At 63.5% G+C, this 26,629-nt stretch carries 18 protein-coding genes, 1 tRNA gene, 1 other RNA gene and 2 pseudogenes; 7 read left to right on the top strand and 15 right to left on the bottom strand.

Going from position 1 to position 26,629, the window contains the following annotated elements:
• Positions 1–22: 22 nt before the first annotated feature.
• Both KSAC_RS10815 and ssrA read right to left on the bottom strand, forming a co-directional pair.
• Entirely contained in the window at positions 23–607 is a 585-nt protein-coding gene (locus KSAC_RS10815) for an SspB family protein (RefSeq protein WP_102325301.1), read from the bottom strand.
• A gap of 207 nt (positions 608–814) precedes the next feature.
• Positions 815–1,135, bottom strand: a transfer-messenger RNA (tmRNA) gene (gene ssrA / locus KSAC_RS10810).
• Between ssrA and KSAC_RS17305 the strand changes: the two genes are divergently transcribed.
• The 4 genes from KSAC_RS17305 (at position 1,125) to KSAC_RS10795 (ending at position 4,022) form a co-directional block, all read left to right on the top strand.
• On the top strand, positions 1,125–1,265 hold the full coding sequence (locus tag KSAC_RS17305; protein WP_165927315.1) for a hypothetical protein: 141 nt from the start codon (positions 1,125–1,127) through the stop codon (positions 1,263–1,265). The genes ssrA and KSAC_RS17305 overlap by 11 nt on opposite strands.
• 18 nt (positions 1,266–1,283) lie before the next feature.
• Entirely contained in the window at positions 1,284–2,234 is a 951-nt protein-coding gene (thyX, locus tag KSAC_RS10805) for an FAD-dependent thymidylate synthase (RefSeq protein ID WP_132305387.1), read from the top strand.
• A gap of 417 nt (positions 2,235–2,651) precedes the next feature.
• The gene (locus KSAC_RS10800; RefSeq protein WP_102325153.1) at positions 2,652–3,389 is read left to right on the top strand and encodes an MlaA family lipoprotein; all 738 of its coding nucleotides are present in this window, start codon (positions 2,652–2,654) and stop codon (positions 3,387–3,389) included.
• An 18-nt stretch (positions 3,390–3,407) separates the two neighbouring features.
• Positions 3,408–4,022 carry an MlaC/ttg2D family ABC transporter substrate-binding protein gene (locus KSAC_RS10795; protein WP_102325152.1) on the top strand — a complete coding sequence of 205 codons (615 nt, stop codon included), beginning with the start codon at positions 3,408–3,410 and terminating at the stop codon, positions 4,020–4,022.
• A gap of 86 nt (positions 4,023–4,108) precedes the next feature.
• Here the strand turns inward: KSAC_RS10795 and KSAC_RS10790 are convergent, their stop codons facing one another.
• The 3 genes from KSAC_RS10790 to KSAC_RS10780 all read right to left on the bottom strand — a co-directional run bounded on the left by KSAC_RS10790 (position 4,109) and on the right by KSAC_RS10780 (position 6,567).
• Entirely contained in the window at positions 4,109–4,639 is a 531-nt protein-coding gene (locus tag KSAC_RS10790; RefSeq protein WP_243705202.1) for a GNAT family N-acetyltransferase, read from the bottom strand.
• A 74-nt stretch (positions 4,640–4,713) separates the two neighbouring features.
• On the bottom strand, positions 4,714–6,393 hold the full coding sequence (ettA, locus tag KSAC_RS10785) for an energy-dependent translational throttle protein EttA (protein ID WP_132305383.1): 1,680 nt from the start codon (positions 6,391–6,393) through the stop codon (positions 4,714–4,716).
• Between the two features lie 100 nt (positions 6,394–6,493).
• Positions 6,494–6,567, bottom strand: a tRNA-Ile gene (locus tag KSAC_RS10780).
• 240 nt (positions 6,568–6,807) lie between these two features.
• Here KSAC_RS10780 and ppa point away from each other — a divergent pair.
• Positions 6,808–7,335: an inorganic diphosphatase gene (gene ppa / locus KSAC_RS10775; RefSeq protein WP_110547539.1), complete on the top strand. Its 528-nt coding sequence runs from the start codon at positions 6,808–6,810 to the stop codon at positions 7,333–7,335.
• A gap of 40 nt (positions 7,336–7,375) precedes the next feature.
• Here ppa and KSAC_RS10770 read toward each other — a convergent pair whose 3' ends face one another.
• From KSAC_RS10770 to KSAC_RS10740, 7 genes are all read right to left on the bottom strand, one after another.
• A complete protein-coding gene (locus KSAC_RS10770) occupies positions 7,376–8,629 on the bottom strand; it encodes a glycosyltransferase (protein WP_132305381.1) in 1,254 nt (417 codons plus the stop codon).
• A 25-nt stretch (positions 8,630–8,654) separates the two neighbouring features.
• Complete coding sequence (locus tag KSAC_RS10765; RefSeq protein ID WP_132305379.1) at positions 8,655–9,722, bottom strand: hypothetical protein; 1,068 nt, start codon at positions 9,720–9,722, stop codon at positions 8,655–8,657.
• A 91-nt stretch (positions 9,723–9,813) separates the two neighbouring features.
• A complete protein-coding gene (locus KSAC_RS10760) occupies positions 9,814–12,771 on the bottom strand; it encodes a glycosyltransferase (RefSeq protein WP_243705201.1) in 2,958 nt (985 codons plus the stop codon).
• Positions 12,728–14,488: an SEL1-like repeat protein gene (locus tag KSAC_RS10755; protein ID WP_132305375.1), complete on the bottom strand. Its 1,761-nt coding sequence runs from the start codon at positions 14,486–14,488 to the stop codon at positions 12,728–12,730. The genes KSAC_RS10760 and KSAC_RS10755 overlap by 44 nt, the downstream gene beginning before the upstream one ends.
• Positions 14,489–14,505: 17 nt before the next feature.
• Positions 14,506–15,963, bottom strand: a complete 1,458-nt coding sequence (locus KSAC_RS10750) for an HlyD family type I secretion periplasmic adaptor subunit (RefSeq protein WP_132305373.1) — start codon at positions 15,961–15,963, stop codon at positions 14,506–14,508.
• On the bottom strand, positions 15,960–18,200 hold the full coding sequence (locus tag KSAC_RS10745; protein ID WP_132305371.1) for a peptidase domain-containing ABC transporter: 2,241 nt from the start codon (positions 18,198–18,200) through the stop codon (positions 15,960–15,962). The genes KSAC_RS10750 and KSAC_RS10745 overlap by 4 nt, the downstream gene beginning before the upstream one ends.
• Before the next feature lie 87 nt (positions 18,201–18,287).
• Positions 18,288–18,659, bottom strand: coding sequence for a hypothetical protein (locus KSAC_RS10740; protein WP_102325143.1), 372 nt, complete (start codon positions 18,657–18,659; stop codon positions 18,288–18,290).
• 187 nt (positions 18,660–18,846) lie between these two features.
• Here KSAC_RS10740 and metH point away from each other — a divergent pair, with 187 nt between their 5' ends.
• Positions 18,847–22,356, top strand: a complete 3,510-nt coding sequence (gene metH / locus KSAC_RS10735; protein ID WP_132305369.1) for a methionine synthase — start codon at positions 18,847–18,849, stop codon at positions 22,354–22,356.
• A gap of 166 nt (positions 22,357–22,522) precedes the next feature.
• Here metH and KSAC_RS10730 read toward each other — a convergent pair.
• Together KSAC_RS10730 and KSAC_RS10725 are read right to left on the bottom strand one after the other, a co-directional pair.
• Positions 22,523–23,328, bottom strand: a pseudogene (locus tag KSAC_RS10730) (IS630 family transposase).
• 83 nt (positions 23,329–23,411) lie between these two features.
• A pseudogene (locus tag KSAC_RS10725) lies at positions 23,412–24,176 on the bottom strand (IS5 family transposase).
• 217 nt (positions 24,177–24,393) lie between these two features.
• On the opposite strand from KSAC_RS10725, the gene KSAC_RS10720 reads away from it, so the two are divergent.
• Positions 24,394–25,148 (top strand): IS5 family transposase gene (locus KSAC_RS10720; protein ID WP_132305367.1). Its coding sequence is split into 2 segments (ribosomal slippage): positions 24,394–24,733 and positions 24,733–25,148, totalling 756 coding nucleotides; the frame shifts between segments, so codons are not numbered across the junction.
• On the opposite strand, the gene rfaE1 is transcribed toward KSAC_RS10720, so the two are convergent.
• A complete protein-coding gene (gene rfaE1 / locus KSAC_RS10715) occupies positions 25,125–26,594 on the bottom strand; it encodes a D-glycero-beta-D-manno-heptose-7-phosphate kinase (protein WP_132305365.1) in 1,470 nt (489 codons plus the stop codon). The genes KSAC_RS10720 and rfaE1 overlap by 24 nt on opposite strands.
• Positions 26,595–26,629: the final 35 nt, after the last annotated feature.

The following is a 26,629-nucleotide window of genomic DNA, read 5'->3' as shown; positions in this document are numbered from 1 at the left end:
GCACCCGGATGGATGGTGTGGCTCAGCCCGGTCCCCCCGGCCCCCGCTTGCGGAAGGCGGCCAGACTCACGACCTGCGAGCTTTCGTTCCGGTCCGTTTCCTCTTCCTCATCCGTCCCGGCGGCTGGCTGCGACTCCGCCGGGGCTTCCCCTGCAGGCTGCACCTGCACCACATTTTCGGGCATGGTGGCCATCGGCGCGTGCTCGGGCACGGTGAAGCGCAGCGTAAGGCGGATATGCGGATCGGCAAAGGCCGAGACTGCCGACACCGGAATGACCAGCGTGGAGGGAATCCCCCCGAACGAAAGCCCGACCGATATGGTCTGCTGCGCCCGGTCCACCTTCAGGCCCCAGAACTGGTGCTGGATGACGATGGTGATTTCATGGGGATACTGGGCGCGCAGGTGGTCGGGCATTTCCACACCCGGCCAGTCGGTCCGGAATGTCAGGTAGAAATGATGATCGCCTGACAGCCCGTGCGCCGCCGCATGCTCGAGCGCGTGCAGCATGACCTGGCGGTAGGCATCCTCGATCCAGGAATCATAGGGCATGAGGCAGTCGGGAATGGCGGTGTCAAAACCGTTTTCCTCGTCGTGATCATCGGACATTTCGGACTTCTCCGTGACATCCGCCCGGACGCACGCGCCGGAGCGGATTTTTGCAGACATGCGGGTTCGGACCACGCCGTGCCACAGTAGCAAGCTGTGCGTCAAACTTCCGGTGATGGCAACCCACCGGCATGACCCATTCCTTCACGAAGCGGATACCACGCCCGTAGCCTGACCCATGCGAAAGAAAAACGAAAAAGACAGAGGTGGGAGGGCTTCTGTTGCCCGGTGCCCTCCCGAACCGCGCTTATCGCTTATGCAGCGACAGCGAGCACCTCAGAGTTATCGTTGGCACTTGTGATTTAGCCCGATAACGGTGGTACAATGCCGGGCAAAAGGCGGGTCTTTACCATGCGTGTCGAGCCTGTTTCGTCCCCCTGTTCCCCATAAAGGGGAAAATGGTGGAGACGCCGGGTACCGCCCCCGGGTCCACAACACTTATTCCACGCGCCGTTTATCGCCATAGCCAAGGGGCAAGCCCCTCCTGCACCTGTGAACATAGGGAGCGCCAAGGCATATGGCAAGGGGCATCAGGCCGGCGAAGCCACTGGTCGGGTGCGGCCAGATATGGCATGTTGCCGGGGCGGCGGACGGCGCGCGCAAAGACATCCGCGCCATCCGCGGTCGCGCCGCCGTTGCCGCCATGCAGGCCATATAGCACAGGACGGTAGGATACATGTTTTCCAGTGAGCAGAAATCGGCAATCGAGGCAGCCCGCGCCGGGTGGGCGCAGACACGCCGCCTTGTCGTACCCGCGATGGAAGACGTGCTGTATGCCCCCGTCCCCGTACTGGAAACCGGCTTCGTCCGCGCGGTGGACTACATGGGTGGCGATAGCGGCGTGGTGCAGGGTGCCCGCGTATCCTATGGCAAGGGCACGCGCAGCACGTCCGATGACCGGGGGCTGATCCGCTATCTCATGCGCCACCGCCACACCAGCCCGTTCGAGCTGGCCGTGCTGAAGCTGCATGTGCGCGCACCCATTTTTGTCACGCGCCAGTGGTTCCGCCACCGCACCGCCAGCATCAATGAATACTCGGCGCGCTATTCCGTTCTGGAAAAGGAATTCTACTTCCCCCGGCCCGAAGACATCGCCACCCAGTCCACCAACAACAAGCAGGGACGTGCCGACAGCCTGCCCCCCGAACAGGCGCAGCAGGTACTCGACATCCTGCGCGATGACGCCTCGCGCTGCTACGACCATTATGTGGACCTGCTCAACGAGGACGAAAACGGACAGACGCGCGACCCCTCCCGCCCGTCGGTGGCCCGCGAACTGGCCCGCATGAACCTGCCGGTCAACATCATGACGCAGTTCTACTGGCAGATTAACCTGTGGAACCTGCTGCATTTCCTGCGCCTTCGCGCCGACAGCCACGCCCAGTACGAAATCCGCGCCTATGCGGACGCCATTCTGGGCCTTGTCGAAAAATGGGCGCCGCTGACATTCGAAGCTTTCACCGATTACATGCGCGATGCGATGCTGCTGTCCGGTCCGGCGCTGCGCGTGCTGCGTGCGGCCATGAGCGGCGAGCCGGTCGATCCGGCGGCGCAGGGGCTGTCCAAGCGCGAGATCCGCGAACTGGCTGAGATGTTTCCCGAAATCGCGCCCCGGCTGACGGTCTGACCCCCGGCTCCGGTCAATAAACCGTGATGAGCCACCACAGCCAGCACGACCCGTCATGGCCATGGGCTGTGGATTCTACGTCACACTTCATGGGGCAATTCCACCGGCATGGCCTGCATATGGCGGTTGCCATCGCCGGTTAGCCCCCATGTTGCTGCTGCAATGCAGACACAATATGCCCGTGATCCCATGGCAAGCGGATTGCACAACAGCATTCCCATGCTAGAGAGTGACGCAAGAAAGGGCGTTGCGCCCGGTTCAGGATTCTTCAAACGCATTGGGCCATTCCGCCATCACATGGCGGGGAAGCGAAGACAGAGGGAAGCGGAAACGAGCATGCGAGCAGAGACAGGATCGAATTCTTGGTCGTCCCGCCCGTTCCCGTCCCTGCGTCGTTCGGCGATTCGCGTCGCAGGGGTGGCACTCGGCCTGCTCGGGCTTGCCGGATGTGCGGCCCCCCCGCCCACCGATCCGGATGCGCTGGCTGAATACAAGGAAGCCAACGACAAATACGAAAAGCTGAACCGCAAGGCCTTCGATGTGACGATGTGGGCCAACAAATATACCCTGCGCCCGGTCGCCAAGGCCTATATCTGGGCCGTGCCGCGCCCGCTGCGCAATTCGTTCGGCAGCCTGTACCAGACCATGAACGAACCCGTCGTGTTCTTCAACGACGTGGGCGCGGGCAAGCCGCGCCGCGCGGGCGACGCCTTCGTACGCTGGTGCATCAACATGACGGCGGGTATCGGCGGGCTGATCGACGTTGCGAACTATGCCGGTTACAAGCACCATGACAACGACGCCGGCCTGACGCTGGCGACATGGGGCGTGCCGTCCGGGCCTTACCTGTTCCTGCCGGTGCTGGGTCCGTCCTCGTTCCGTGACGGGATCGGCTATGGTATCGATACCGGCCTGTCGCCGTGGAACTACGTGCCCCGGGGCTATGGACTGATCACCTTCAACTGGGCCTATAACATCATGGGCACCATCAACGGCATGGCCACCAACGTTGATGCGCTCGATCAGGTCATGAAGGATTCGCTCGATCCCTATGCCACCATCCGCAGCGCCTACCAGCAGCAGCGGCAGGCCATGGCCGAAGCCATAAAGAACGACCACCGGGCCACCGTGCCCGACTGGTACCACACAAGATAACCAAAAAGGGATACAGCGATGCAGACAGCCATCCCCCGTCGCCACGCACTGGCTCTGCTGGCAACCTGTGCCGCCACGCCTGTTGCCTCAGCATGGGCGGTTGATGCACTCACGCAGGCCCGTTCCTTTGTCTCCATGTTCGGTAACAAGCTGGTCGGCATCGTCAACAGCGACATGCCACTGGAAAAGAAGAAGCAGGACATCCTGCCCCTTCTCAACCAGTACGTCGATGTGGACGCCATCGGGCGTTACTGCCTTGGCCGCTACTGGCGCATCGCAACCCCCGAACAGCAGGCACGCTACATCAAGCTGTTCCATGAAGTGCTGGTCAACGCCATTACCGACAAGATCGGAGACTACCGTGGCGTGACATTCGTGGTCGGCACAAGTGCCCCGTCCGGTGACGATACGGCGGTGTCCACCGTCATCAACCGTCCCGGCCAGCCGGGTGCCGATACGCAGTGGATCATCAGCACCGCAAGCGGCAGCCCCAAGGTCGTCGATGTGGTGGGCGAAGGCGCGAGCCTGCGCCTGACGCAGCGGCAGGACTACAGCTCCTTCATCGCGCGCAACAGCGGCAATGTGGATGCGCTGCTGCATGCGCTCGACAAGCAGATCGCCAACCACCACTGATCCCTGTGCCTGCCCGTCATCAACGCGGGCAGATGGACGCCAGAAAGCCGGTAGCATTCCTACCGGCTTTTTTAATGCAGGTTCATTTAATGCAGGCAGGCGGCATCCGTCCCGTTACGCACGCTCTGATAGAGCAGGATGTTTTCGCCCCCCGGCACGGGCTGCGCATCGCATACGCTCATGCCCGCCCCGCCAAAGACCTGCCGGGCCATGATGTCGCTTTCCCTTACATAGGAAATGATCCGCCTGACGCCTCCTTCATGGGCAAAGGCCAGCGCCAGACTGGCGGCTTCGCGCGACAGGCCGGGTTCACGGGCCTGCGGGACAATGGCGAACTGCAGTTCGTGACAGTCAGGTGACGTGGCGGAAGGCTGGACCCCCGCCAGACCGATAAAACGGTCCTGCTGGCGGATGGTGAACATGCCAACACCTTCCCGCCCCCATGTCATGAGATCGGTCATCATGTCCTGTTCACTCAGGACACGATTGGATACCCCGGTCGCCAGTCGACCGGATACCCCGGCGCTGGCCTTGAGCCGCGCCACATCTTCCAGATCAGCCCAGGAAACCGGATCAAGCCGCATCCGGCCTGTCTGTATGCGGTATCTGCCACCCATGGCTGCCTCCATCCCGGCAGGGTTTATCGACCTGCCGTTATTGACGCAGATAACAGGGCGGGTGGCAAATGGAATCAGCGTTCGATGGGACGGTACTTGATCCGGCTCGGCTCGGTCGCGTCCGGTCCCAGGCGGCGGCGCTTGTCTTCCTCATAGGCCTGGAAGTTGCCTTCGAACCATTCGACGTGGCTGTCACCCTCGAAGGCGAGGATGTGGGTCGCCAGACGGTCAAGGAACCAACGGTCATGGCTGATGATGACCGCGCAGCCCGCGAACTCGGCCAGTGCGTCTTCCAGTGCGCGCAGGGTGTCAACGTCAAGGTCGTTTGTCGGCTCATCGAGCAGGATGACATTGCTTTCCTGCCGCAGCATCTTGGCCAGATGTACGCGGTTACGCTCACCACCCGACAGGACGCCAACCTTTTTCTGCTGGTCCGGTCCCTTGAAGTTGAAGGCCCCGACATAGGCGCGTGACGGCACAGCGCGCTTGCCAAGGTAGATCACGTCCGTCCCGCCGGAGATTTCCTCCCACACGGTCTTGTCGTCATCCAGGCTGAAACGCGACTGGTCAACATAACCCAGCTTGACCGTCTCGCCGATGGTAAGCGACCCGCTGTCGGGCGTTTCCTGCCCCATGATCATCTTGAACAGCGTGGATTTACCCGCACCGTTCGGCCCGATCACGCCCACGATTCCACCGGGCGGCAGCTTGAAGCTCAGGTCATCGATCAGCAGGCGGTTGCCGAAGCCCTTGCGCAGGTCCTCCGCCTCGATCACGGTGCCACCCAGACGCGGGCCGGGCGGGATGACGATATCGGCCACGCCACCGGCCTTCTCGGCGTTCTGGGCCAGCATTTCCTCATACCGCGCGATACGGGACTTGCTCTTGGCCTGACGCGCCTTGGGGGAGGAGCCAATCCACTCCTGCTCGGCGGCAAGGGCGCGCTGGCGTGCGCTTTCCTCTTTCTCTTCCTGCGCAAGACGCTTGCGCTTCTGCGTCAGCCACGACGAGTAGTTGCCCTCGAACGGATAGCCACGGCCGCGTTCGAGTTCCAGAATCCAGTTGGTGACGTTATCAAGGAAGTAACGGTCATGGGTAATGACCATCACCGTGCCCTCGTAGTCACGCAGCGTCTTTTCCAGCCACGATACGCTCTCGGCATCAAGGTGGTTGGTCGGTTCGTCAAGCAGCAGCAGGTCAGGCTTTTCGAGCAGCAGGCGGCACAGGGCCACACGGCGACGCTCACCACCGGACAGCTTGTCCACCTGGCTGTCGGCAGGCGGGCAGCGCAGGGCCTCAAGGGCGATTTCCAGCTTGCGGTCCAGTTCCCAGCCGTCGCCCGCGTCGATCACTTCCTGCAGTTCGGCCTGTTCGGCCAGCAGGGTGTTCATCTCGTCATCGGACATGGGTTCGGCGAACTTCATCGAAATTTCGTTGAAGCGGTCCACGGCCTTTTTCAGCTCACCAAAGCCCAGCGCCACGTTCTCGCCAACGGTCAGGCTTTCGTCCAGCTTGGGTTCCTGTTCCAGATAACCCACGCGGGCACCTTCGGCGGCCCATGCCTCGCCACCGAATTCCTTTTCCACGCCCGCCATGATCTTGAGCAGCGTGGACTTACCCGCGCCGTTGACGCCCAGAACACCAATCTTGACGCCCGGCAGAAAGGACAGGGTGATACCCTTGAAGACTTCACGCCCACCCGGATACGCCTTGGTCAGGTCCTTCATCACATAGACATATTGCGTGGCGGCCATGACGGTCGGCTCCTGATAACTGAGAGAAAATGGCAAGTGACCCGCACCACACGATCGGGCGCGGGACGCGCCGCAGTGCAGTGCTGCATGCTAAAGAGCCTGCGCCCGGCAGGACTTGAACCCGCAACCAAGCCGTTATGAGCGGCCCGCTCTAACCAATTGAGCTACGGGCGCGCAGGCAGCCCCTGATCTCGCGCATGTGGAGGGATTTGGCAAGATCCATGCACCCATTTCCGCGCATTTTTTCCATGCCGTCCAGCCGCGATGGCAAAAGGAAGCATGATGCGCGGCACATGCCGGCAGAACATGGCTTGCGCGGCAAAGCGTGGGGGCTATACCGTCACCGCCGTAAAATCACGCCGCGACAGCATGCTGTTACGGCACAGCACACAGGCAGCAGGAGGTCTGGAAGCAATGGACGTATCAAAGATTTCACCCGGCAAGGACGTTCCCGACGACATCAATGTCGTCATCGAGATCCCGCAGGGTTCCGGCGTCAAATACGAGATCGACAAGGACAGCGGCGCGGTCGTGGTCGATCGTATCCTGTTCACGCCCATGGTCTATCCCGCAGCCTATGGCTTCATCCCCAACACGCTGGCCGCCGATGGCGACCCGACCGACGCGCTGGTGCTGATGCCTGCCGCCGTGGTGCCCGGCTGCGTGGTGCGCGCGCGTCCCATCGGCATGCTGAAGATGGAAGACGAAAGCGGACAGGATGAAAAGATCATCTGCGTCCCGCACGACAAGGTCCACCCCTACTATTCCAAGGTAGAGAAGCTGGAAGACCTGCCCGAGATCGTGCTGAAGGAAATCGAGCATTTCTTCACCCGTTACAAGGACCTGGAAAAGGGCAAGTGGGTCAAGGTATCGGGCTGGGCCGACAAGAAGGCCGCCGGTGAGGCGATTGTTGAATCCATCAAGGCCGTAGCGGGCAAGTAAGCCCCAGGGTGCAGCCGCCGGGTCCGTCGGGATCCGGCGGTCAGGCCACGTCGCACAGCGCGGGCCGCCCGCCACAGGCCACAAGCTGGCCGATCAGCCAGTGATAGCGGTCCAGATAGGTACGCATGTCCAGCGTGGCGACTGCGTGTTCGCGCACGCTGGCGCGCAGCCTGCGGGCCAGCCGCCGGTCTTCCAGCAGTTCCACAACGCCATCGGCGATACGCTGCGGTTCAAGGAAGGGGACAAGGCGCGCAGTCACGCCATCATGGAGGAATTCCTCCACCGGGGCCGTCCGGCTGCCCACAATGGCGCAGCCACAGGCCATGGCCTCGCGCAGCGACCATGACACCACAAACGGATATGTCAGATAGACATGCGCGTCCGAACGCTGCAGCAGGCGGCAGAAACTGCCATAATCCACGCGCCCGGCAAAATGGACCCGTTCCATATCCAGTGTCCGGCCGACTTCGGCCATCATATGCACCCGCCACGTCATCCCGCCCGGTGCCCGCGCGCCATAGCTGACGCCATCCCCCCCCACGACAATGACCCGTGCATCCGGCCTGTGTTCAAGGATACGCGGCAGCGCACGCATGAAAACATGGAAACCCCGATAGGGCTCCAGATCCCGCGCGACATAGGTGACCAGCTTTTCCCCCGGCCGGACATGAATGTTGCCCAGCGTAAAGGACTGCATGCGCGCATGGGGATCGGGCACGCATTTTTCCAGATCCACCCCTTCAGGGATCAGGGTCAGGCGGTCGCGCGCCCAGTCGGGATAGGTATCGCGCTGGAAATGGGTCGGGGTATGCCCCCAGCCTGCTCCGGCCAGCGCCAGAAGGTTGAGCGTATTGCGGGCACGGATCAGGGGGGCCACGGTGGCTGGAGGTGCGAATTCCGGATCAAAACCCACATCCAGCCCCGTGGGCCGATAGAAGAATTCATAATAGCCCAGTATCGGGACATCCGGGTACACATCGGGCAGGTCCAGCATCTCGCCCCAGCCGTGATGGCCGATGATGATATCGGGAACATAGCCCAGATCGCGCAGGGTACGCGCGGCACGCGCAACCGCCGCCGCACGCTGCATGCCCCTGGCCAGTTCATCCACCGGCGCGGGGGCATCCACACGCGCGGGTTGTGGCATGCGATACGATACCCGGCGTACGCCCGGTATCTGCAGACGGCCCGATTCACTTATGAAAACAATCTCGTTACCACCCTGCACCGTCAGGGCGCGCACGAGATGCACGAACTGGGCAGGAAAATTCTGGTGCACGAACAGGTATTTCATAAGGAAGCTCCTGTCCTTGCCACCTTCATGATCCCGCTGGCTTACGCCGCCGCGTAGCCCTACGCCGGCGGGGAGATGCGGATGCCACGGGGACGGCCGCAGCTTTCCCCTGTGACATCCCTTCCACCACCAGATCATCGGACGTTTCCATCGACTGTTCCGCAGGCATCCGCCTTACCTGTCCCGGCGATGACCGGACCGGCTGGGTTGCGGGCGTCAGGGCAGCCAGAAGCGCTTCTTCCGCCGCATCTTCCGGTACGGATGGACGAAGCACGGAGCGGGACGGGCAGGGACGTAATTCAATACGGAACGCTTCCAGCGGCGCCTGTGTCGGGGCCATGACGGGCGCGTCTTCAGCCAGGCCGACACGGCTGCCATCAATGAAGCTGGCTTCGACCAGACAGGTGAACGCCGACGCCGCCTTCCCCTTCAGGCGGACCCGCAGGCCCAGTATGGGCAGCGCCATGCCCCGGCTGCCGCAATATTCCCCACCGCCAATCCATGGGGAAAACCAGTCCTGACCCAGAATGGCCTGATATTCCAGATCATCCACCGCCACAGCACTGCCTGGCTGAATGGCGAATCCCTCCATCCATTGTCCACTGCCGGTTTTGCCCATCCATGCCCCAAGCGGGGCTTTTACATCGCCCCGGCGCTGGATATGGGCGGTCATGCTTCCGTCATGATCCCCTGCCGGCAGGGCGGTCTCCGCAGGGTCGGGGTCGGATACAGGCGGCGCCACGCGTCCGGTCCCGCCGGACAGGCGGACCACCTGCAATCCGGGCAGGTCGCGGGCATGCTCCGTATCGTGGTAGGTCGTGACCAGAACTGCGGCGCCCCGCGCGGGTATGCGGACCAGCGCCGCGCCATCGCGCCCCCCGATCCAGCCATCCGCGTCGAACGTACTGACCTGCACCGCCGTCATTCCCGGCGGGGAACTGATCCGCATGCCTGACAGCCCGCCAGTCCGCATATCCGCCGGAGGAGCAGCATGGAAAATGCAGTATGTGCCTTCTGCCAGCCGTATGAGCCGGGCGGTGGCCTGTATCGTATCGGCCTGCCCCGTACGGGCGGCAGCGTGTCCGCTTTCCATCACCCTCTCCCCGCATTACGGAAAAAGGGGGGGAATACGGCGGGCTGACCGGCGGGAGAGATAGGGATCAAGACAGGCCTCTTTCCTGTGGTCATGAACGGGCAGAGGCATAAGACAGTAAAAACGTATTCAATTGGTGAACGGGCAGACCATGCGGCACACATATCCCGCGCCCCGTCGCCCTGATACGCGCCGCCACCGCCCCGAGATCGAAGGCGACACTGCGCAGCCCCGCCCGCCACAGAAGTGTCAGGGTAAAACACCATGTCTCGGGGCAGATGGATGGCACCAGCCCCACCTGCCCCCCACAGGACCGTATCAGGGCCACGGCCTGCCCCGGTTCGTAGGGACCTGTAATGAATACCCGCCCCGTTTCCAGAAGCGGCGCGTCATCGGATGTATGTCCCACCACCACGAATTCCAGCGGCAGGTCACGCATGCGCGCATCCCGCGCAGCGGCCAGCAGGACCGCATATCCCTTGTCCGGCCCGATCGCGCCCACCACCACGACCCGGCACAACCCCGTATCCGGCATAAGGGTCAGGGAATGATCGTGCAGGGGCTGGGCAAACTGCCGCAGGGTCTGGTCAGGGCGGTCATCTTCGAGCGGTTCCGTCCCGAACCGGATATCGGGAAAATAGCGCGCCAGCCTGCGCGCCACATCGGCGCAGGGTACGACCACGCGCCGCGCACGGCTCAGGTCGCATCCTGTCTTGCGCCGCAGGCGATCAGCATCCGTTTCCTCCACCCGCGTCCCCAGTGCGCGGACACATCTCCGGCACTCCGTAATGTCAGGTTCGCCACAGTAACGGCCCTCCCTGCCAACCAGCGTAACGCGCGGACAGATTCCGGCGTAATCATGCACATACCGGTCATACGGCACCGCCAGTTGCTGGCACAGTTCACGCGCCCGGTCGCCATGGCCCATGTGATGGTGGATTTCGACATGCTCCAGCCCCAGCGCGCGCAGCAGCGCCACAAGGGCCGCGCCCTGTGCGGGCCATACGAAATGCAGGGGCGGACATGACCCCTCATGCCTGCCATCCCTTATGACAAAACCATCGGGAAACGGTTCCACAACGACAGGCAGCACGCCCTCCGTCAGCCACATCCGCGCGCGGTCGGCCACGACCTGCGCCACGCCGCCCGCCCTGCCGTGGCTGACCAGAAGCACCGTACCACGCAGTCCCGCGCGCAGGACGGCGCGATGCCAGACCAGCAGTGACAGGCGCTGGCGGGCAGCGGCAAGCGGATCGGCCGCGATATGGTCCTGAACCAGCCGGTCATAGCCGGGAAACAGCCGGTTCAGCACCCAGTGGTTGCGCTGTTGCAGCGCCGGACGGCTGAGACCAAAGGACGCACCGCCCGCATGCCCCACAAATACACCGGGCGCTGCATAATGCCGCCATCCCGCCAGCCGGGCGCGCATGCAGAAGTCATTTTCCTCCCCATATCCCCGGCCGTACAGTTCGGGACGGAACAGGCCGGTATGACGCAGGCAGTCATGGCGGATCAGCATGCAGAAACCGTGGCCTGTGGGAATTTCAGGGCCCTGCCCGCCATTGGCCGTTAATGCCGCGGCCATGAAGTGGCGCACATCATCCATCCCGCCAGCCAGTGGGGATGGCCGTTCGGGATCAGGCCATGTCAGGATCGTGGCATCGTTCGACAGGGGGGATACAGTGCCCGCATCGGCGCGCGCATAGGCTGCCCGCAGCATTTCATCCAGCCAGCCATCGGCCACCAGCGTATCGCTGTTCAGCAGCACGACATCCATCCCGGCCACATCAGAAAGCGCCGTATTGACCGCTGCGGGATAGCCCCGGTTGGTTTCATGCCGCCGCAGCACGATCCGCCCCTGCGTCGCCAGATCATCCAGTACAGCGGCCATTACGGGATCAGGGGAGGCATCATCCACCACCATGATTTCCACTACTGGCCCTTCCACACGTCGGGCCAGCGTCGCCAGCACACTGTCCAGACAGGCGAGGGTGCGCTCCCGGTCCGCATGGACCGCAACCACGACCCGGCAGCGCGCGGCGCGTCCGGGCGGGTGTAGAAGTCCATCCCCGCGCGCCCGCATGGCGGGAAAGACCCGTCGCGCGCGTGGCAGGCGGACCGGGAGAGGAGAACCGGTCAGATCCCGCCCCTGCCCCGTGACAATGCGCACGCATCCCTGTGGAGCGATATCTGCCCACCCGACCCGGAATGCCCATACCGACGTGGAAGGACCGGCGCTGGCCGCCGCCATCGGCACGATCCTGCGTGTAAGCTTCAGCCGCCGCCTGCCATGTGCATCCATCAGATATAGTGCGGGGCGGCCCTCCGGGCGGGCGGGCATGATCGCCCATCCCGCAATGCCCTGCCCGTCTGGCAACGCAACACCAGCGACCTGGCATAAGGCCACCGGATCGGGGCTGCCGCCCAGCAGGGGCATGCCATCATGCAATATCCCGATTTCCCGCGCCTGCCGCCAGCGCGGCGGCAGGGACATGGACGTGCCGGCCACACGACGCGGGCCGAACCTGCTGCCGTCCAGCCAGACCACCGGCACGCATCCTTGTGGCAGGCCGCCCCAATGCAGCACGCCCCGTCCTCCGTCCAGCGCGCACCAGCTGGACCGGCCCATATGCTGGCATGTCAGATCCGCCGGAACGGACAGTGCCGGATCAAAGCCGTATCGGGTAAAAAACCGCTCCAGAGCTACCGCCGCGCGCGCCCATGCGCCCGCCGCGCAACAGGCCAGCACCAGCAGGCGCAGCCCCGCGCGAAAGCCCTGCCCTGCGGCCATGACGGTTTCCACCGCTTCCGCGGCACCCGTGCCATCGCCAGCACCCAGCCGAACCGCAGCCAGCGCGTACAGCACAGCCCTGTCATCGGGTGCCAGCCGCGCCGCGCGTTCCATCCACGCAAGGGCCTGCGCATGCCGTCCCTGCCCCGCCAGCAGCCGGGCATGCCCCACGGCGGCCGCCACATCCGCGCCCGGCGCAACGGATGGACCGGATTCAGGACGCGGTATGGTCTGCCTCCACCCATGCCAGCCGGTCACATTCATCCTGCGCCGCGCCCAGCCCCTGCGCCGCCGCGCGGGCGAACCACTCCCGCGCCTGCACCGGGTCTGCCGGCCCCGCCAGCCCGCGGGCCATATACCGCCCCAGCATGAGCTGCGACAGGGCATTGCCCCCCTGTGCGCCCTGACGGAACCAGTGCAGCGCCTGCATGCGGTCGGGCGCGATATCGTGGCCACCACCGTACATGGCCCCAAGGGAAAACATGGCTTCGACCCGCCCGGCACGCGCCGCCACATGATAGAGGGCAAGCGCGCCAGCATGGTCGCGCGGTCCCCCATGGCCATCCAGCCGAAGCTGGGCCGCGACAAGGCAGGCATCGGGCAGGCCATGTTCCGCTGCCTGTTCCAGCCACTGGCGGGCACGTATCGGATCAGCCGTTCCGCCCCCTTCACCCAGCAGCATGCGTCCCAGCCAGTACTGCGCATTGACCACACCCGCCCGGGCCGCGCGTTCCATCCATATGACGGCCTGCCTGCGTTCAGGAGCAGTTCCCGTTCCCCGGTACAGGCTGACCGCCAGATTGAAGGCGGCCACCGGATCGCCCGCCTGCGCGGCCGCATGAAAATCAATACCCGGCGCGTCTGCCTCCGCTCCCTCCGTCAGCAGGGTTGCCGCAAGGTCGGTCATGGCCGCGACATCACCCAGCACGGCCGCACGCTTCACCCACATACGGGCCAGCGTAAGGTCGGCGGGAACACCACGCCCCTGTATGTAAAGCATTCCCAGCATGCGGCAGGCCACGGCATGGTCCTGTTCCGCCGCCATGCGGTACCATGTCGCGGCTTCATGGGCGCAGGGCACGGCGGCTTCCCCGCGCGCGTGCATGTCCCCCAGCAGGGAGGCGGCTTCACGGTCCCCGGCATGGGCGGCACGACGCAGCCATGTCTCGGCGGCCATGACATCGCGCGCTCCCTGCACGCCCTGTAACAGCAGGGCGCCGTAACGGGCCTGTGCCGGCCGTATGCCCTGCCCGGCGGCACATGCGTACCAGTGCGCGGCCTGTGCCCGGTCCTGCGCCACGCCCCAGCCCCGCTCATGCAGCAGGCCCAGCATGTACTGCGCCGTCGGCAGCCCCCCCTGTGCCGCGCGGGTCAGTGCCGCGACCGCATCGGGATCACTGCCGGGTGCCATGCCGGATGCGCTGAGATGCGCCAGCGCCAGACCCAGATCACCCTGCGGGCAGCCTGCCCGTGCGGCCTGTGCGCACCATGACCGCGCCGCCTGCGGGTCCCGCACGCTATCCGGGCCGGTAGCGAGCAGATAGCCGTACAAAGCCTGCGCATCCGGCAGGCCCTTTTCCGCCGCGCACGCGGCCCATGTGGTGGCGGCAACAGGATCGGGCCATCCGGCAATACCTTCGGGCAGGGATACAGGCAGCAGGCTGTCAGCCCCAACGGTACGGGGCGGCGCCCCCAGCAGCAGCAGGGCAAGGGAAAAAGCGGCCTCCACATGGCCTGCGGTCGCGGCCTCGTGCATCCAGCGCAGGCCCTCGACCGGACTTGGAGGGACGCCCGTTCCCTCCAGATAGGCGCGGGCCACCTGATACTGCGCGGCGAGCATGCCCCCGCGCGCCAGTGTCCCGAGCAGCGCAAACCCCTGTGCCGCGCGCCCTTCGCGTTCCAGCAGGTCGCATGCACGCCGGAAGCGCGCGGCGGGGGTAAGACCATCCCGCAATCCCGACAGGAGCCTGCGCATGACCGTGCGCCCCCGGCCTAAGGTTCGCGCATGCCGTCGGTCACGGCGGGCAGCAGGCGGTTGAGCAGATACTGCATCATGGTCCGCCGCCCGACATGAATGTCGGCTTCCACCGGCATGCCGGGCCGGGGCTGGAAAAAGGGCGGCACCCCATGCAGGGTGTAACGGTCGACTGACAGGCGCACGCGGTAATAGACCGTCAGCGGATCGCCGGTCCCGTCGCTGCCCTGCTGGGCATCGCCGCCCGCGCGGGCAGGCTGACCGGCAAAGGCATCCGCGCTGATGACACGCACGGTCGCTTCCCCGCCGCCGTACTGGGTGTAGGGAAAGGCCGCGAATTTCAGCAGTGCCGGATCGCCCGCACGCACATAACCCGCATCCACGCCGCGCAGGGTCGCTTCCACATCAAGGTGGCTGCCGGTCGGCACCAGCGTCATGAGCGGACTGGCCGCCTGAATGACCGAACCGGCGGACAGGTGCGCGATGCTCAGCACCACCGCGTCACGATCCGCCCGCATGACGATCAGGTCATGATGCAGCATGGCCTTGCTGTAGCTGCCATCGGCATCCGCCAGCCGGTGCTGGGCCAGCGCCAGATCCTGATACACGGTCGCGTGCCAGTTGCTGGCGTAGCCATCGCGCTGCGCCTTCATCGCATCCAGCCGGGCGCGCGTGCTGTCGGCCTCATGCCGGGCGGATACCTGCGAACGCACCACTTCCATCAGGGTGTCCTGTGCCGCCAGCGTGGACAGGCGGCTGCCGACCTGTTCATGCTGCAGGCGCTGGCGCATGTCCTGCACGTCGCGGGCAACGCGCGCGCGGGCGCCATACATCGCGGCACTGGCCTCATAGCCCTGCAGTTCGCTCTGCAATGCTGCGATCTGACGGTCATACCCGGCCATCTGCGCGTCATATTCCGCCTGCCGGCGCAGATAGGCTGCCGCCTCCTGCACCGATGCGGGGTCGTTCATGTCAGCCCGGTAGGGCCTGCCCGCCGCTTCCGCCGTACGGCGCGCGACCTCAGCCCGGTACGCCATGACCTGATGGCGCAGGTTGGTCACATCCGCATCCGTCATGGTCGGATCAAGACGGGCCAGCACCTGCCCTTTATGCACGGTATCGCCCTCATGCACGTCAAGCGAGCGGATGAGCGAGGTTTCCAGCGGCTGGATGACCATCGTCTCGTCAAAGGGCGTCAGTGTGCCATTCACGCTGATGACCCGATCCAGCGGGAAGAAGGTCATGACCAGCAGACCCGCCCCGGCAAGGGCCGCGACCAGCCAGACCACATACCGCGCCGCATCGGATGGCGGCAGATCCACCAGCGCGGCACTGGGTGAGTAGAACGCCAGCAGCGCGGGCGGCAGATCGGCCGGAACATCCGCGACCGGGGGCGGCAGGACGGACAGGATACCGCCCACGCCATCATCGCCCGCATCGTCCGGCGCGGGGGGGGCGAGGTCGCCGTCGCTCATGCCGCGTCTCCATGCAGGGAGGACGGGGGCGGCGCATCGTTGCCGCCACCATCGTTGAAACGGTTCTGCTGCATCCACAGGGTGCGGTAGATGGGGCTGCGCGTCAGCAGTTCGGCATGCGTGCCGATGGCCGCGACACGTCCCCGGTCCATCACACAGATCTGGTTGCAGTCCACCAGCGAGGCGAGACGGTGCGAGACGATCACCATGGTCCGACCGTGGGCGAGGCGACGCAGGTTGGCGTTGACCACGGCCTCGCTTTCCGGATCGAGGGCGGAGGTCGCCTCATCAAGGATCATGAGCTTCGGGTCGGAAATCACCGCGCGCGCTATGGCAAGCCGCTGCCGCTGTCCGCCGGAGATGTTGGTGGAACCTTCCTCGATCCACGTATCGTAGCCTGCCGGCATCCGTTCGATGAACTCTTCCGCCCCCGCCAGACGGGCGGCGCGGATCACGTCCTCCAGCGTCAGGCCGGGACGACCGGCGATGATGTTGTCGCGTATCGTGCCCCGGAACAGGAAATTGTCCTGCAGCACCACCCCGCACGAGCGGCGCAGGTAGGTCAGGTTGATCTCGCGCAGGTCGATGCCGTCAAGGCGCAACTGCCCCGTATAGTTGCGGCTGACGCCCTGCAGCAGCCGCGTGATGGTGGACTTGCCCGACCCGCTGCGCCCCACCAGCCCCAGCATGGTGCCCGCAGGCACCGAAAACGTGACATCCGACAGGGCTGGACCGGATGCGGCGGGATAGGTGAAACAGACATCCGAAAACGCCAGCGCGCCGCGGATGGGCGGACGCAGGCCGGTGGTAAGGGCGCGCGTCTCGGTCGGGCGGTTGAGCACGGAGCCCGCTTCGGACAGGGCGCTGCGCACTTCGTTCAGGTCATCGATCAGCCGCGCCATGCCCACCAGCGGTGCTGCCACGCGCCCCCCCAGCATCATGAACGCCATGAGCGCCCCGGCTTCCATGTCCGCCGTGGGGGCGGTCAGGGCCAGGTACGCACCGACAAGGATGATGCCGCGATTGATGAACAGGTCCAGCGGCATGACGGCGCTCGCCACCCAGTTGCCCATGCGTCCCGCATCCAGCGATGCCGTTACGACAGATGCTGTTTTTTCATCCCATGCTTCCCGCCGCACGGGTTCCAGCGCCAGTGTCTTGACCGTACGGATACCGGCGACGGTTTCGTACAGCGTGGCGCTACGGTCCATTTCGGCACGGACCTGCCGCCCCACCATGCGCCCCATGCCCGGCATCGCCACCAATATGATGCCGCCGATCAGGGCCGCCGCCGCCACGGTCATCCACGCCAGCGAAAAGCTGAGCCAGAACAGGAAAGGCAGCACCACCAGCAGCGTGAACAGGTCGAGAAAGGTACTGAGCAGCCTGCCGGTCATGAACTGGCGCACCCTGTAGATGGCGCTGACGCGGCCGATCACGTTGCCGGTCTGCTCGCGTTCGAAAAACTCCAGAGGCAGGGCAAGCAGCCGGTCGAAAACCGCCAGAGAGATGCGCGTATCCAGCCGCGTGGTCAGCACCAGCGTCAGTTCGCGCCGCGCGTAGCTGAGCAGGATTTCGTAAAACGCCATGACCACGACCAGCCCGGTCAGGGAAATGAGGGTGGCCATGGAATGGAAGCTGACCACCCGGTCGATCACCTGCATCACGATCAGCGGTGGAAAAACCGCCAGCACGCTTATGACGACGGAAGCCAGAACCACATCGCGCAGCAGCCGCCGTTCCCCCAGTACAAGCCGCCGCAGCCATGCGAAATCGACCGGTTCCTCGACCGGTGCCCCACCACCGCGCCCGCGCACCAGCAGCACGTCGCCCCCCCATACGGCGCACAGGCGCAGTTCATCGACCGCGACAGGCGGACTGTCGGGACTGGCGAACGGATCGACCAGCCAGATGACGCCATTCACCTCGTCCGCACCGACCATAAGCCCTGCCGAACCGTCGTTGAACATCAGGGCTACGGGCGGGACATCACGCAGGCGAACAAGGTCGCGCCATTGCAGGTGCAAGCCACGGGCGGTCCCGCCATTTTCCTCCACCCACCGTGCGAGGGCGGGGATGGAAGGAGCCGCATCGTCGGATGCGCCCACGAAATCATGCACATCAAGATCAATGCCGTGAAACCGTGCCGCACGCAGCACCGCCTGTAGCCGGATCAGGGCTGGCGCGGGGCGGGACGGGCCGCCCGCCTGGTCCGCTGTCTGGTCTGAATGGCCCACGGCATCCCTTTGCTTTGCAGGTTCTGTCCATCACGGCCACCAGATCTAGGGACACAAAGCTGAAGGGTTCCTTAACAGGTCATGTTTTCATGCAGGCCCCGGCGGACATATGGCAAAACGCGCGCTGGCCAGCACGTCCCCCGCCAGCGCCGCACGCCATGCCGCCTCCTGCCCGGTCGGGGGCAGCACGATGATGCGGGTGAACCATTTCACGCCCCCCGTGGCACGCCTGCGGAATATATCGCCCAGTGCGGCGGCGATCCCCTCGCCCCGCCCCGTGCAGCACAGGCATCCGGCCACATGCGCGAACGGGGACGTTACGGCGTTGATCACCGCCACATCGGCCCATGCCCCGACGGCTGGCGGCGTGCGGCCATCGCCCACCACCAGCAGCGTATCGGAACGCGGGACGGGTATGGCGGTCACGAATTCCAGTGGGATACGCCCGTCAGCGGTCATGACTTTCTCCGTTCATCGGGCCGGGCCGACGGCATTCTCCCCTTATGGGCAATGATACTGGACACCGGCCGGAAGTTGGGGGAATAAAGAGCACCAGACATACCCAATGCAAGACAGCCGGAATACGGGCCTGAACCTGCCGCCCGCGCGTGGTGACATGCCCCTGTCATGAGATTTCAGGATAACAATGACCACTCGTCCCCATCTTCTCGATGCCCTTCGCGACCAGGTTCTGCTGTGTGACGGCGGCATGGGCTCCCGCGTGCAGCTACTGGATCTGGAAGTCGAGCGCGATTACTGGGGGCAGGAAAACTGCACCGAGATCCTGAACCTGTCGCGCCCCGAACTGGTACGCGAAATCCACCGTGGCTATTTCGAGGCCGGGGCAGACATGGTGGAAACCAACAGCTTTGGCGGCTCGCCCATCACGCTGGGTGAATTCGGGCTGGAAGACAGGGCGCGGGAAATCAACCGCACGGCAGCCCATCTTGCACGCGAAGCGGCGGAAAGCTTTTCGGACGGGCGCCACCGCTATGTCGTCGGCTCCATCGGGCCGGGCACCAAGCTGCCTTCGCTGGGCAATATCGATTACGACACGCTGGAAGCCGGTCTGGCCGAACAGTGCCGTGGCCTGATCGAAGGGGGCGTGGACTGCCTGCTGATCGAGACGTGTCAGGACACGCTCCAGATCAAGGCCGCCGTCAATGGCGCCAAGATCGCGCGGGCGGAGATGGGCACGGATACCCCCATTTTCGTGCAGGTCACGGTCGAGACGACCGGCACGCTTCTGGTCGGGCCCGACATCGCGGCGGCAGCCACGGTCATAAACGCGCTGGACGTGCCGCTCATGGGCCTGAACTGCGCCACCGGCCCGCAGGAAATGGCCGAACATGTACGCTGGCTGGCCGAAAACTGGCCGGGCCTGATCTCGGTCCAGCCCAATGCCGGGCTGCCCGAACTGGTCAACGGCAAGACGCACTACCCCCTGACCCCGCAGGAAATGGCAAGCTGGGTTGACCGCTTCATTACCGAGGACGGGCTCAACCTCATCGGCGGCTGCTGCGGCACCTCCACCCCGCATACGCAGGCGCTGGACCAGATGCTGCGCCGCCGCGCGGAAGGTACGGGCCGCATCCGCCCGGCACCCGTGGCACGCAAGCCGGTGTGGATTCCGTCGGTCGCCAGCCTGTATTCACAGGTCCCGCTGCGTCAGGAAAACAGCTATTTCTCCATCGGGGAACGCTGCAACGCCAACGGGTCGAAGAAATGGCGGCAGTTGCAGGAAGCGGGCGACTGGGACGGCTGCGTGGCCCTTGGCCGCGAACAGGCGGCTGAAGGTTCGAATGCGCTGGATATCTGCACCGCCTTCGTCGGCCGGGATGAAATGCGCGAGATGAACGAGGTCGTGACCCGCTTCACCGCCTCGGTCAATGCGCCGCTGGTGATCGATTCCACCGAAACCCCCGTGATCGAGGCCGCACTGAAGCTGCATGGCGGCAAGCCGATCATCAATTCCATCAATTTCGAGGATGGGGAGGCGATCGCCAGCGAACGCATGCTGCTGGCGCGCAAGTTCGGGGCATCCGTCATCGCGCTGACCATTGATGAAGTCGGCATGGCCAAGACGGCGGAAGACAAGCTGCGCATCGCCACGCGTCTGGTCGAATTCGCGTGCGGGAAGCATGGCCTGCCGCAATCCGACCTGATGATCGACCCGCTGACATTCACCATCGGCACCGGCACTGAAGATGACCGCAAGCTGGGGGAATGGACGCTGGAGGGCATCCGCCTGATCCGCGAACGTTTCCCCGATATCCAGATCGTGCTCGGGCTGTCGAACATTTCGTTCGGCCTGAACCCGGCGGCGCGCGCGGTGCTGAATTCCGTCTTCCTTGACCATGCGGTGCGTGCAGGCATGACGGCGGCGATCGTGCATGTATCCAAGATCCGTCCGCTGCACCTGATCGCGAAGGAAGAGGTGAAGGTTGCCGAAGACCTGATCTTTGACCGCCGTAGCGAAGGCTATGACCCGCTGCAGCGCATGCTGGAAATCTTCGCCGACCGCAAGGCCGCCGACGCGGTCAAGAAGGCCCGGGCCGAAACCGCGCCCGAGCGCCTGAAGGACCGCATTGTCGATGGCGACCGCAAGGGGCTGGAAGATGACCTTGCTGAAGCCATGCGCGACATGGCCCCGCTGGACATCATCAACACCGTGCTGCTGGATGGCATGAAGGTGGTGGGCGAACTGTTCGGCGCAGGCAAGATGCAGCTTCCGTTCGTGCTCCAGTCCGCCGAGACGATGAAGGCTGCCGTGGCCTGGCTGGAACCCCACATGGAACGCACCGAAGGCCAGGTCCGTGGCACCATGGTACTGGCCACCGTGAAGGGTGACGTGCATGACATCGGCAAGAACCTTGTTGACATCATCCTGACCAATAACGGCTACCGGGTCATCAACCTTGGCATCAAGGTGCCGGTGGCGGACATGATCGCCGCCGCCCGGGAACACAAGGCTGATGCCATCGGCATGTCCGGCCTGCTGGTCAAGTCCACCGTCATCATGCGCGAAAACCTTGAGGAAATGCACCGCCAGGGCATTGATGCACCCGTCATGCTGGGAGGCGCCGCCCTTACCCGCAATTATGTGGAGGAGGACTGCACCGCCGCCTATGGCGAAGGCGGGCGCGTGGCCTATGCGCGTGACGCATTCGATGGACTGTCGCTTATGGACAAGGTGGTGAAGGGCGAGTTCGACACCTATCTTGCCGCCATCCAGTCCCGCCGCGCAGGCAAGGCCACCCGCACCAACCGTACGCAGGATATCGAGGAGGCGTCGACCCGGGGCTTCGGCCCGGTGGATGTCGCCGCAAGCCGTGCCCGTCGCGCGCGCATGACCGCAGACGAACCCGTCCTCACCCCGCCCTTCTGGGGACCACGCGTTCTGGAAGCGACACCGGAGGCGGTACTGCCGTTCCTGAATGAACGCTCGCTGTACCAGTTCCAGTGGGGCTTCCGTAAACAGGGCCGTTCGCTGGATGACTTCATGGTCTGGGCGCGCAAGGAACTGCGTCCGGTGCTGCGTCAGATGCTGACCATATGCGCAGAGCAGGACATCCTGCATCCCCGCGCCAGCTACGGCTACTGGAAAGCGGCGGGCGAAGGCAATGACCTTGTGCTGTTTGGCGAGGATGGCACGAATGAAGTCGCCCGCTTCACCCTGCCCCGCCAGCCGCGTGAGGACGGTGCGTGCATTGCCGACTTCGTGCGCGATATCGACGACGCCCAGCGCGACGTAATCGGCCTGCAGGTCGTAACCGTAGGGCAGGATGCATCGGACCGGGCGCGGGAATGGTTCGAGGCTGACCGCTACAAGGATTACCTCTACCTGCATGGCCTGTCGGTCGAAATGGCGGAAGCCATGGCGGAATACACCCACAAGCGCATCCGCGCCGAAATGGGTTTCGCGGCCGAGGATGACCGCGACATGGCGAAACTGCTCCAGCAGGGTTACCGGGGTTCACGCTATTCATTCGGCTACCCCGCCTGCCCCCGACTGGAGGAACAGGAACCGATCCTGAAACTGCTGGATGCGGAAAAGATCGGTGTATCACTGACAGACGGCTTTCAGCTTCATCCGGAACAGTCCACATCGGCGCTCGTGATCCTGAACCCGCACGCCAAGTACTTCTCGATCTGACGCAGGGCATACCATACTGCGTCGCAGGCGGCGGTATGTGATCCGGAATAATGGATACACATGCCGCTCCGTCCGAAAGGAAAGGTAGACCAAAACGACTGGTACCCGGCACAGGGCTCATGCTTATGAAATCCGGGCCGCTGTGTACATCGTATTATACCAACGGTTATAGAGACTGATCTGTGTAAGCCCACTTTCTGAGACCGATGGATTGAATGGTATCAGGCAGGGCGACAAGGTTGTGCCAGGCGCAGTAGGCGGCGTCGATGATATGCTCGATGCCGTCGAATACGGTGTTGGACAACCAGTTGGCGCGTAGGAACTGCCAGATATTCTCGACCGGGCTCAGTTCGGAAGCACGGGACGGCAGGAAGATCAGGCTGACATTGCGGGGCAGCTTCAGCCTGTCGGTGATGTGCCATCCTGCGCGATCGAGCAGCACGACGGCGTGAACGCCGCGAGCGATGCAGCGCGAGATTTCCTCGATATGCAATTGCCTGCTGGCCGTACCGATGAACGGCAGCGCCAGGCCGGCGCCCTTGCCGCGCGCCGGGCAGATCGCCCCGAACAGCTAGGCATTTTCGTAGCGTTGGTCAACCGGCTGGCGTGGCCGCGTGCCGCGTCTGGCCCATTGTCGGACGATGCCGTTCTTCTGGCCGATGCGGGCCTCGTCCTGGAACCATATCTCGATCGGCTTTCCCTTTGGCAGAGGGCCGGTATGGCCGCTCAGGATGCGGGGAAGTTTTTTTGAATGCCTCCATGACGGCAGGACCCTGCCCCGGATGACGCGGCCGGGTGCTGATAGCCGCACAGGCCATCGAGCCCTTCGGCATTGAAGCGGTGAACCCGGTCTCGCAATGTCTGGCGGTCCATACCACCACCCGGGCCGCATCGGTGCGGCTCGCTCCGTCACAGATCGCCGCCAGGGTCAGAGGCCGAATAGTCATCCCGTAGCTTCACCGCTCTCGTCATCAGCCAGTTCCTCCCGCAGCAAGAGAATCGAGCCAACACCATTCGTCACTTCACACACGAGTCAGTGGCTACATCCTTTAGTATTAGGCCTCGATATAGTCTGCTGTAGCCGCGATGAGAATGACGGAGAGGAAGGATAAGGCTGTCTTCTCGTATCGGGTTGCGACAGCCCGCCATTCCTTGAGCCTCGCCCACAGGTTTTCGACCAGATGCCGATGCCTGTAAGATCATTTGAGACAGGCGATTCTGGATCATTCTTTCCTGGCGGGATCACCGGTTCCAGAGATATTCATGAAATTTTTGCGCGGCATACCCACAGTCACAGACGACATAGGTCGGTGGATGCGACAGGTCGTCGAGTAGAGCATAAGCGGATGCCAGTTCATGCGCCTGACCGGGCGACAGCGTGAAGGACAGCACCCTGCCATGACCATCTGCGGCTACGCAGGCCCTGGCGCCAAAACCTCCACATGAGCGGCCAGGCGCCTCACGATCCCTGTGACGTTCGTCGTATCCCCTTTTTTGGTGGCTCCGGCCGCCTTGTGATGGGCACGGATCGTCGTGCCATCAGGAAAAACCATGCCCGGCGCCGGGTCCGTGCCCCTGACCTTTTCAGACAGGCGCAGCCAGACACCGGGTTTCGACCAGCGAATGAACAGTTGTGCGGCAATCCACCAGAGACCAAACCCGGACGGCAGGGCGCGCCACTTCGCGCCGTTCTGATGGCACCAGAAAATCGCCGATATCGTCCGTCGAAGGTTCCTCGGCGGGGTCTTGCCCTTCGGGTGGACTTCCTCGATCAAAGGCTTCCGGACAGACCAAACCTGATCAGAAAAGACAGGCTGCATCATGCTCATCATAAATAGCTGTGCAGCCCGTTCTGTCATTCAGGACCTAACAGGCCCTGTTTTTTTAAATTAACCCATCTATCAACTCGAAGTTGCCTGCCCAGTAACTGCCTTCCTACGGCGTGTCGTCAGTTAAGCTCTGAATATGGCATGTGAGGGTTGTACTTTGTGTCTGCGTGTGCTGACTGTTTTCCCGTTTTTTGGGGGAGACAGACTGATGCGGCGCTATAGTTTACGCGATGACCAGTGGGAGCGGATAAAGGATCTTCTTCCCGGTCGAGAAGGCTATGTCGGCGGCACTGCGGTGGACAACCGTCTGTTCGTGGAGGCGGTGCTGTATCGCTATCGCGCGGGTATTCCATGGCGCGACCTTCCTGCCCGTTTCGGGGACTGGAAAAACGTGCACCGGCGTCTGCGCCGCTGGTGTGAAAGCGGCGTCATCGAACGGATATTTCGTTATCTGGCCGCTGATCACGACAACGAATACATGATGATCGACAGCACAATTGTCCGGGCGCATCAGCATAGTGCCGGAGCTCTCAAAAAAGGGGCACGGATCAGGCCATCGGACGATCACGAGGCGGGTTGACTACAAAGATCCATGCCATCTGCGACGCTCTGGGTAATCCGGTGGAACTCGGCATCACACCGGGACAGGATGCCGATATCACCCAAGCGGAACCACTTCTGGAAAACATCGACCCAGATGCTTTCCTTGCTGACAAGGCGTATGACGCAGACAGGTTGATCGATCGGCTGATACAGCGCGGGATTACCCCGGTCATCCCGCCAAAACGCAACAGAACGACACGACGGAAAACCGATTTTTCTCGCTACCGCGAACGGAACCTTGTTGAGAGGTTCTTCAATAAACTCAAGCAGTTTCGCGCTATCGCAACCCGCTACGATAAACTGAAATCGACCTTCCTCGCTGCCGTGCAGTTCGCCTCAATCATCATCCTGCTTAACTGACGACACGCCGTAAACCGCCTGCTGCATTTTCCTGACCAGCGATGTTGTCGAGCGACCGGAAACAATATCGATCAACGCGACCCGACCGCCATTCTGCTTGACGAAATCGCCGCCAACCACATTTTCTTCAGTATAATCAGCGCCTTTTACCAGAACATCGGGTTTCAGGGCCCTGATCGTCTCAAGTGGCGTGTCCTCATCAAAAATCACCACCATATCCACATCCCGCAGGGCGCCGATTACCATCGCACGTGCCTGCTCATCCTGCACCGGTCGGCTTTCACCCTTCAGGCGCCTGACCGACTGGTCGCTATTGATCGCCACGATCAGTTTGTCCCCTTCACGGGCAGCGCCATGCAGCAGTGCAATGTGACCGGGATGCACCAGATCGAAACAGCCATTGGTAAAAACGACCCGCGCGCCATGCTGTCGCCAGTTCTGGACCACCTGCACTGCCTGATCGAGGGGTAGGGTCTGCCCGGTTTCAACCATTTCAGCCCGCAGCGCGCGGCTCAGTTCCTCTTTTGACACGCTTGCAGTGCCCAGTTTGCCAACAGCGATGGAGGCTGCTGTGGTCGCAATCACCATGGCCGTATCCAGTGTCTGGCCAGCGGACAGCACTGCCGCCACCGTTGCCACAACCGTGTCGCCCGCACCGGACACGTCATAGACTTCCGATTTACGGGTGGCCGCATCGGTCATGGTTCCATCCGTGCGCCACAGGGTCATGCCCTCTTCCGAGCGGGTTAGCAGCACATCCCCCCCAAACGCGGCCGATGCCGCGCGAGCGGCACACTCGATTTCATCATGCGTGTGCAGGGGCAAGCCGGTCGCCTGGGCCAGTTCCTTGCGGTTTGGAGTAATGAGCGAAGCGCCACGATAAGCCGCCAGATCCCTGCGTTTGGGATCGACGATAACGGGAATGTCCCGACTGCGGGCGGTCGCTATAAGTTCTGCCAGAACATCCTCGGACAATACGCCCTTGGCGTAATCGGAACAGACCAGCACATCACATGTGGCAATCGCAGCCTTGCCAGCAGCGATGAGCCGGGCGGTCAGTTGTACCGACGGTGTTTCAATGCGTTCATCATCAATACGCACGATCTGCTGGCGCCCACTCAGCACGCGCGTTTTTGTAATGGTAGTCCATTGAGGGTCCGCCAGAATGCCGGTGCAGTCGATAGTGTCCCATGGCGCCAGCGCATTGTGCAGCGCATCCGCCGCGGGATCGCAGCCCACCACACCGATCAGTTTTACGGCACAGCCCAGTGCTGCCGCATTGACCGCGACATTCGCAGCGCCCCCTGGCACGGAAGCCTGTCGGTCGCGCCGGAGCACTGGCACCGGCGCTTCAGGTGAAATCCGTTCCACCGAACCATAGATGTATTGATCCAGAAGAAGATCACCGATGACGACCAGAGAGCCAAACTGGAAATTTTCAATCATGAACTTCTTACGATCAGGAGTGGGTTACAGGGATA

The organism is Komagataeibacter saccharivorans (assembly GCF_004348195.1).
Lineage (GTDB): Bacteria > Pseudomonadota > Alphaproteobacteria > Acetobacterales > Acetobacteraceae > Komagataeibacter > Komagataeibacter saccharivorans.
Note: the sequence above shows the minus strand (reverse complement) of the source record. Positions and strands in the feature narration are given on the sequence as shown.

Bases quoted from the DNA above. Each gene is read 5' to 3' on its own strand.
- ppa (WP_110547539.1), top strand. From the start codon at position 6,808: ATGGACGTATCAAAGATTTCACCCGGCAAGGACGTTCCCGACGACATC.
- KSAC_RS10795 (WP_102325152.1), top strand. From the start codon at position 3,408: ATGCAGACAGCCATCCCCCGTCGCCACGCACTGGCTCTGCTGGCAACC.
- KSAC_RS10765 (WP_132305379.1), bottom strand. From the start codon at position 9,722: ATGGAAAGCGGACACGCTGCCGCCCGTACGGGGCAGGCCGATACGATA.
- KSAC_RS10815 (WP_102325301.1), bottom strand. From the start codon at position 607: ATGTCCGATGATCACGACGAGGAAAACGGTTTTGACACCGCCATTCCC.
- KSAC_RS10755 (WP_132305375.1), bottom strand. From the start codon at position 14,488: ATGCGCAGGCTCCTGTCGGGATTGCGGGATGGTCTTACCCCCGCCGCG.
- KSAC_RS10740 (WP_102325143.1), bottom strand. From the start codon at position 18,659: ATGACCGCTGACGGGCGTATCCCACTGGAATTCGTGACCGCCATACCC.
- rfaE1 (WP_132305365.1), bottom strand. From the start codon at position 26,594: ATGATTGAAAATTTCCAGTTTGGCTCTCTGGTCGTCATCGGTGATCTT.
- KSAC_RS17305 (WP_165927315.1), top strand. From the start codon at position 1,125: ATGGCAAGGGGCATCAGGCCGGCGAAGCCACTGGTCGGGTGCGGCCAG.
- thyX (WP_132305387.1), top strand. From the start codon at position 1,284: ATGTTTTCCAGTGAGCAGAAATCGGCAATCGAGGCAGCCCGCGCCGGG.
- KSAC_RS10770 (WP_132305381.1), bottom strand. From the start codon at position 8,629: ATGAAATACCTGTTCGTGCACCAGAATTTTCCTGCCCAGTTCGTGCAT.
- metH (WP_132305369.1), top strand. From the start codon at position 18,847: ATGACCACTCGTCCCCATCTTCTCGATGCCCTTCGCGACCAGGTTCTG.
- KSAC_RS10750 (WP_132305373.1), bottom strand. From the start codon at position 15,963: ATGAGCGACGGCGACCTCGCCCCCCCCGCGCCGGACGATGCGGGCGAT.
- KSAC_RS10790 (WP_243705202.1), bottom strand. From the start codon at position 4,639: ATGGGTGGCAGATACCGCATACAGACAGGCCGGATGCGGCTTGATCCG.
- ettA (WP_132305383.1), bottom strand. From the start codon at position 6,393: ATGGCCGCCACGCAATATGTCTATGTGATGAAGGACCTGACCAAGGCG.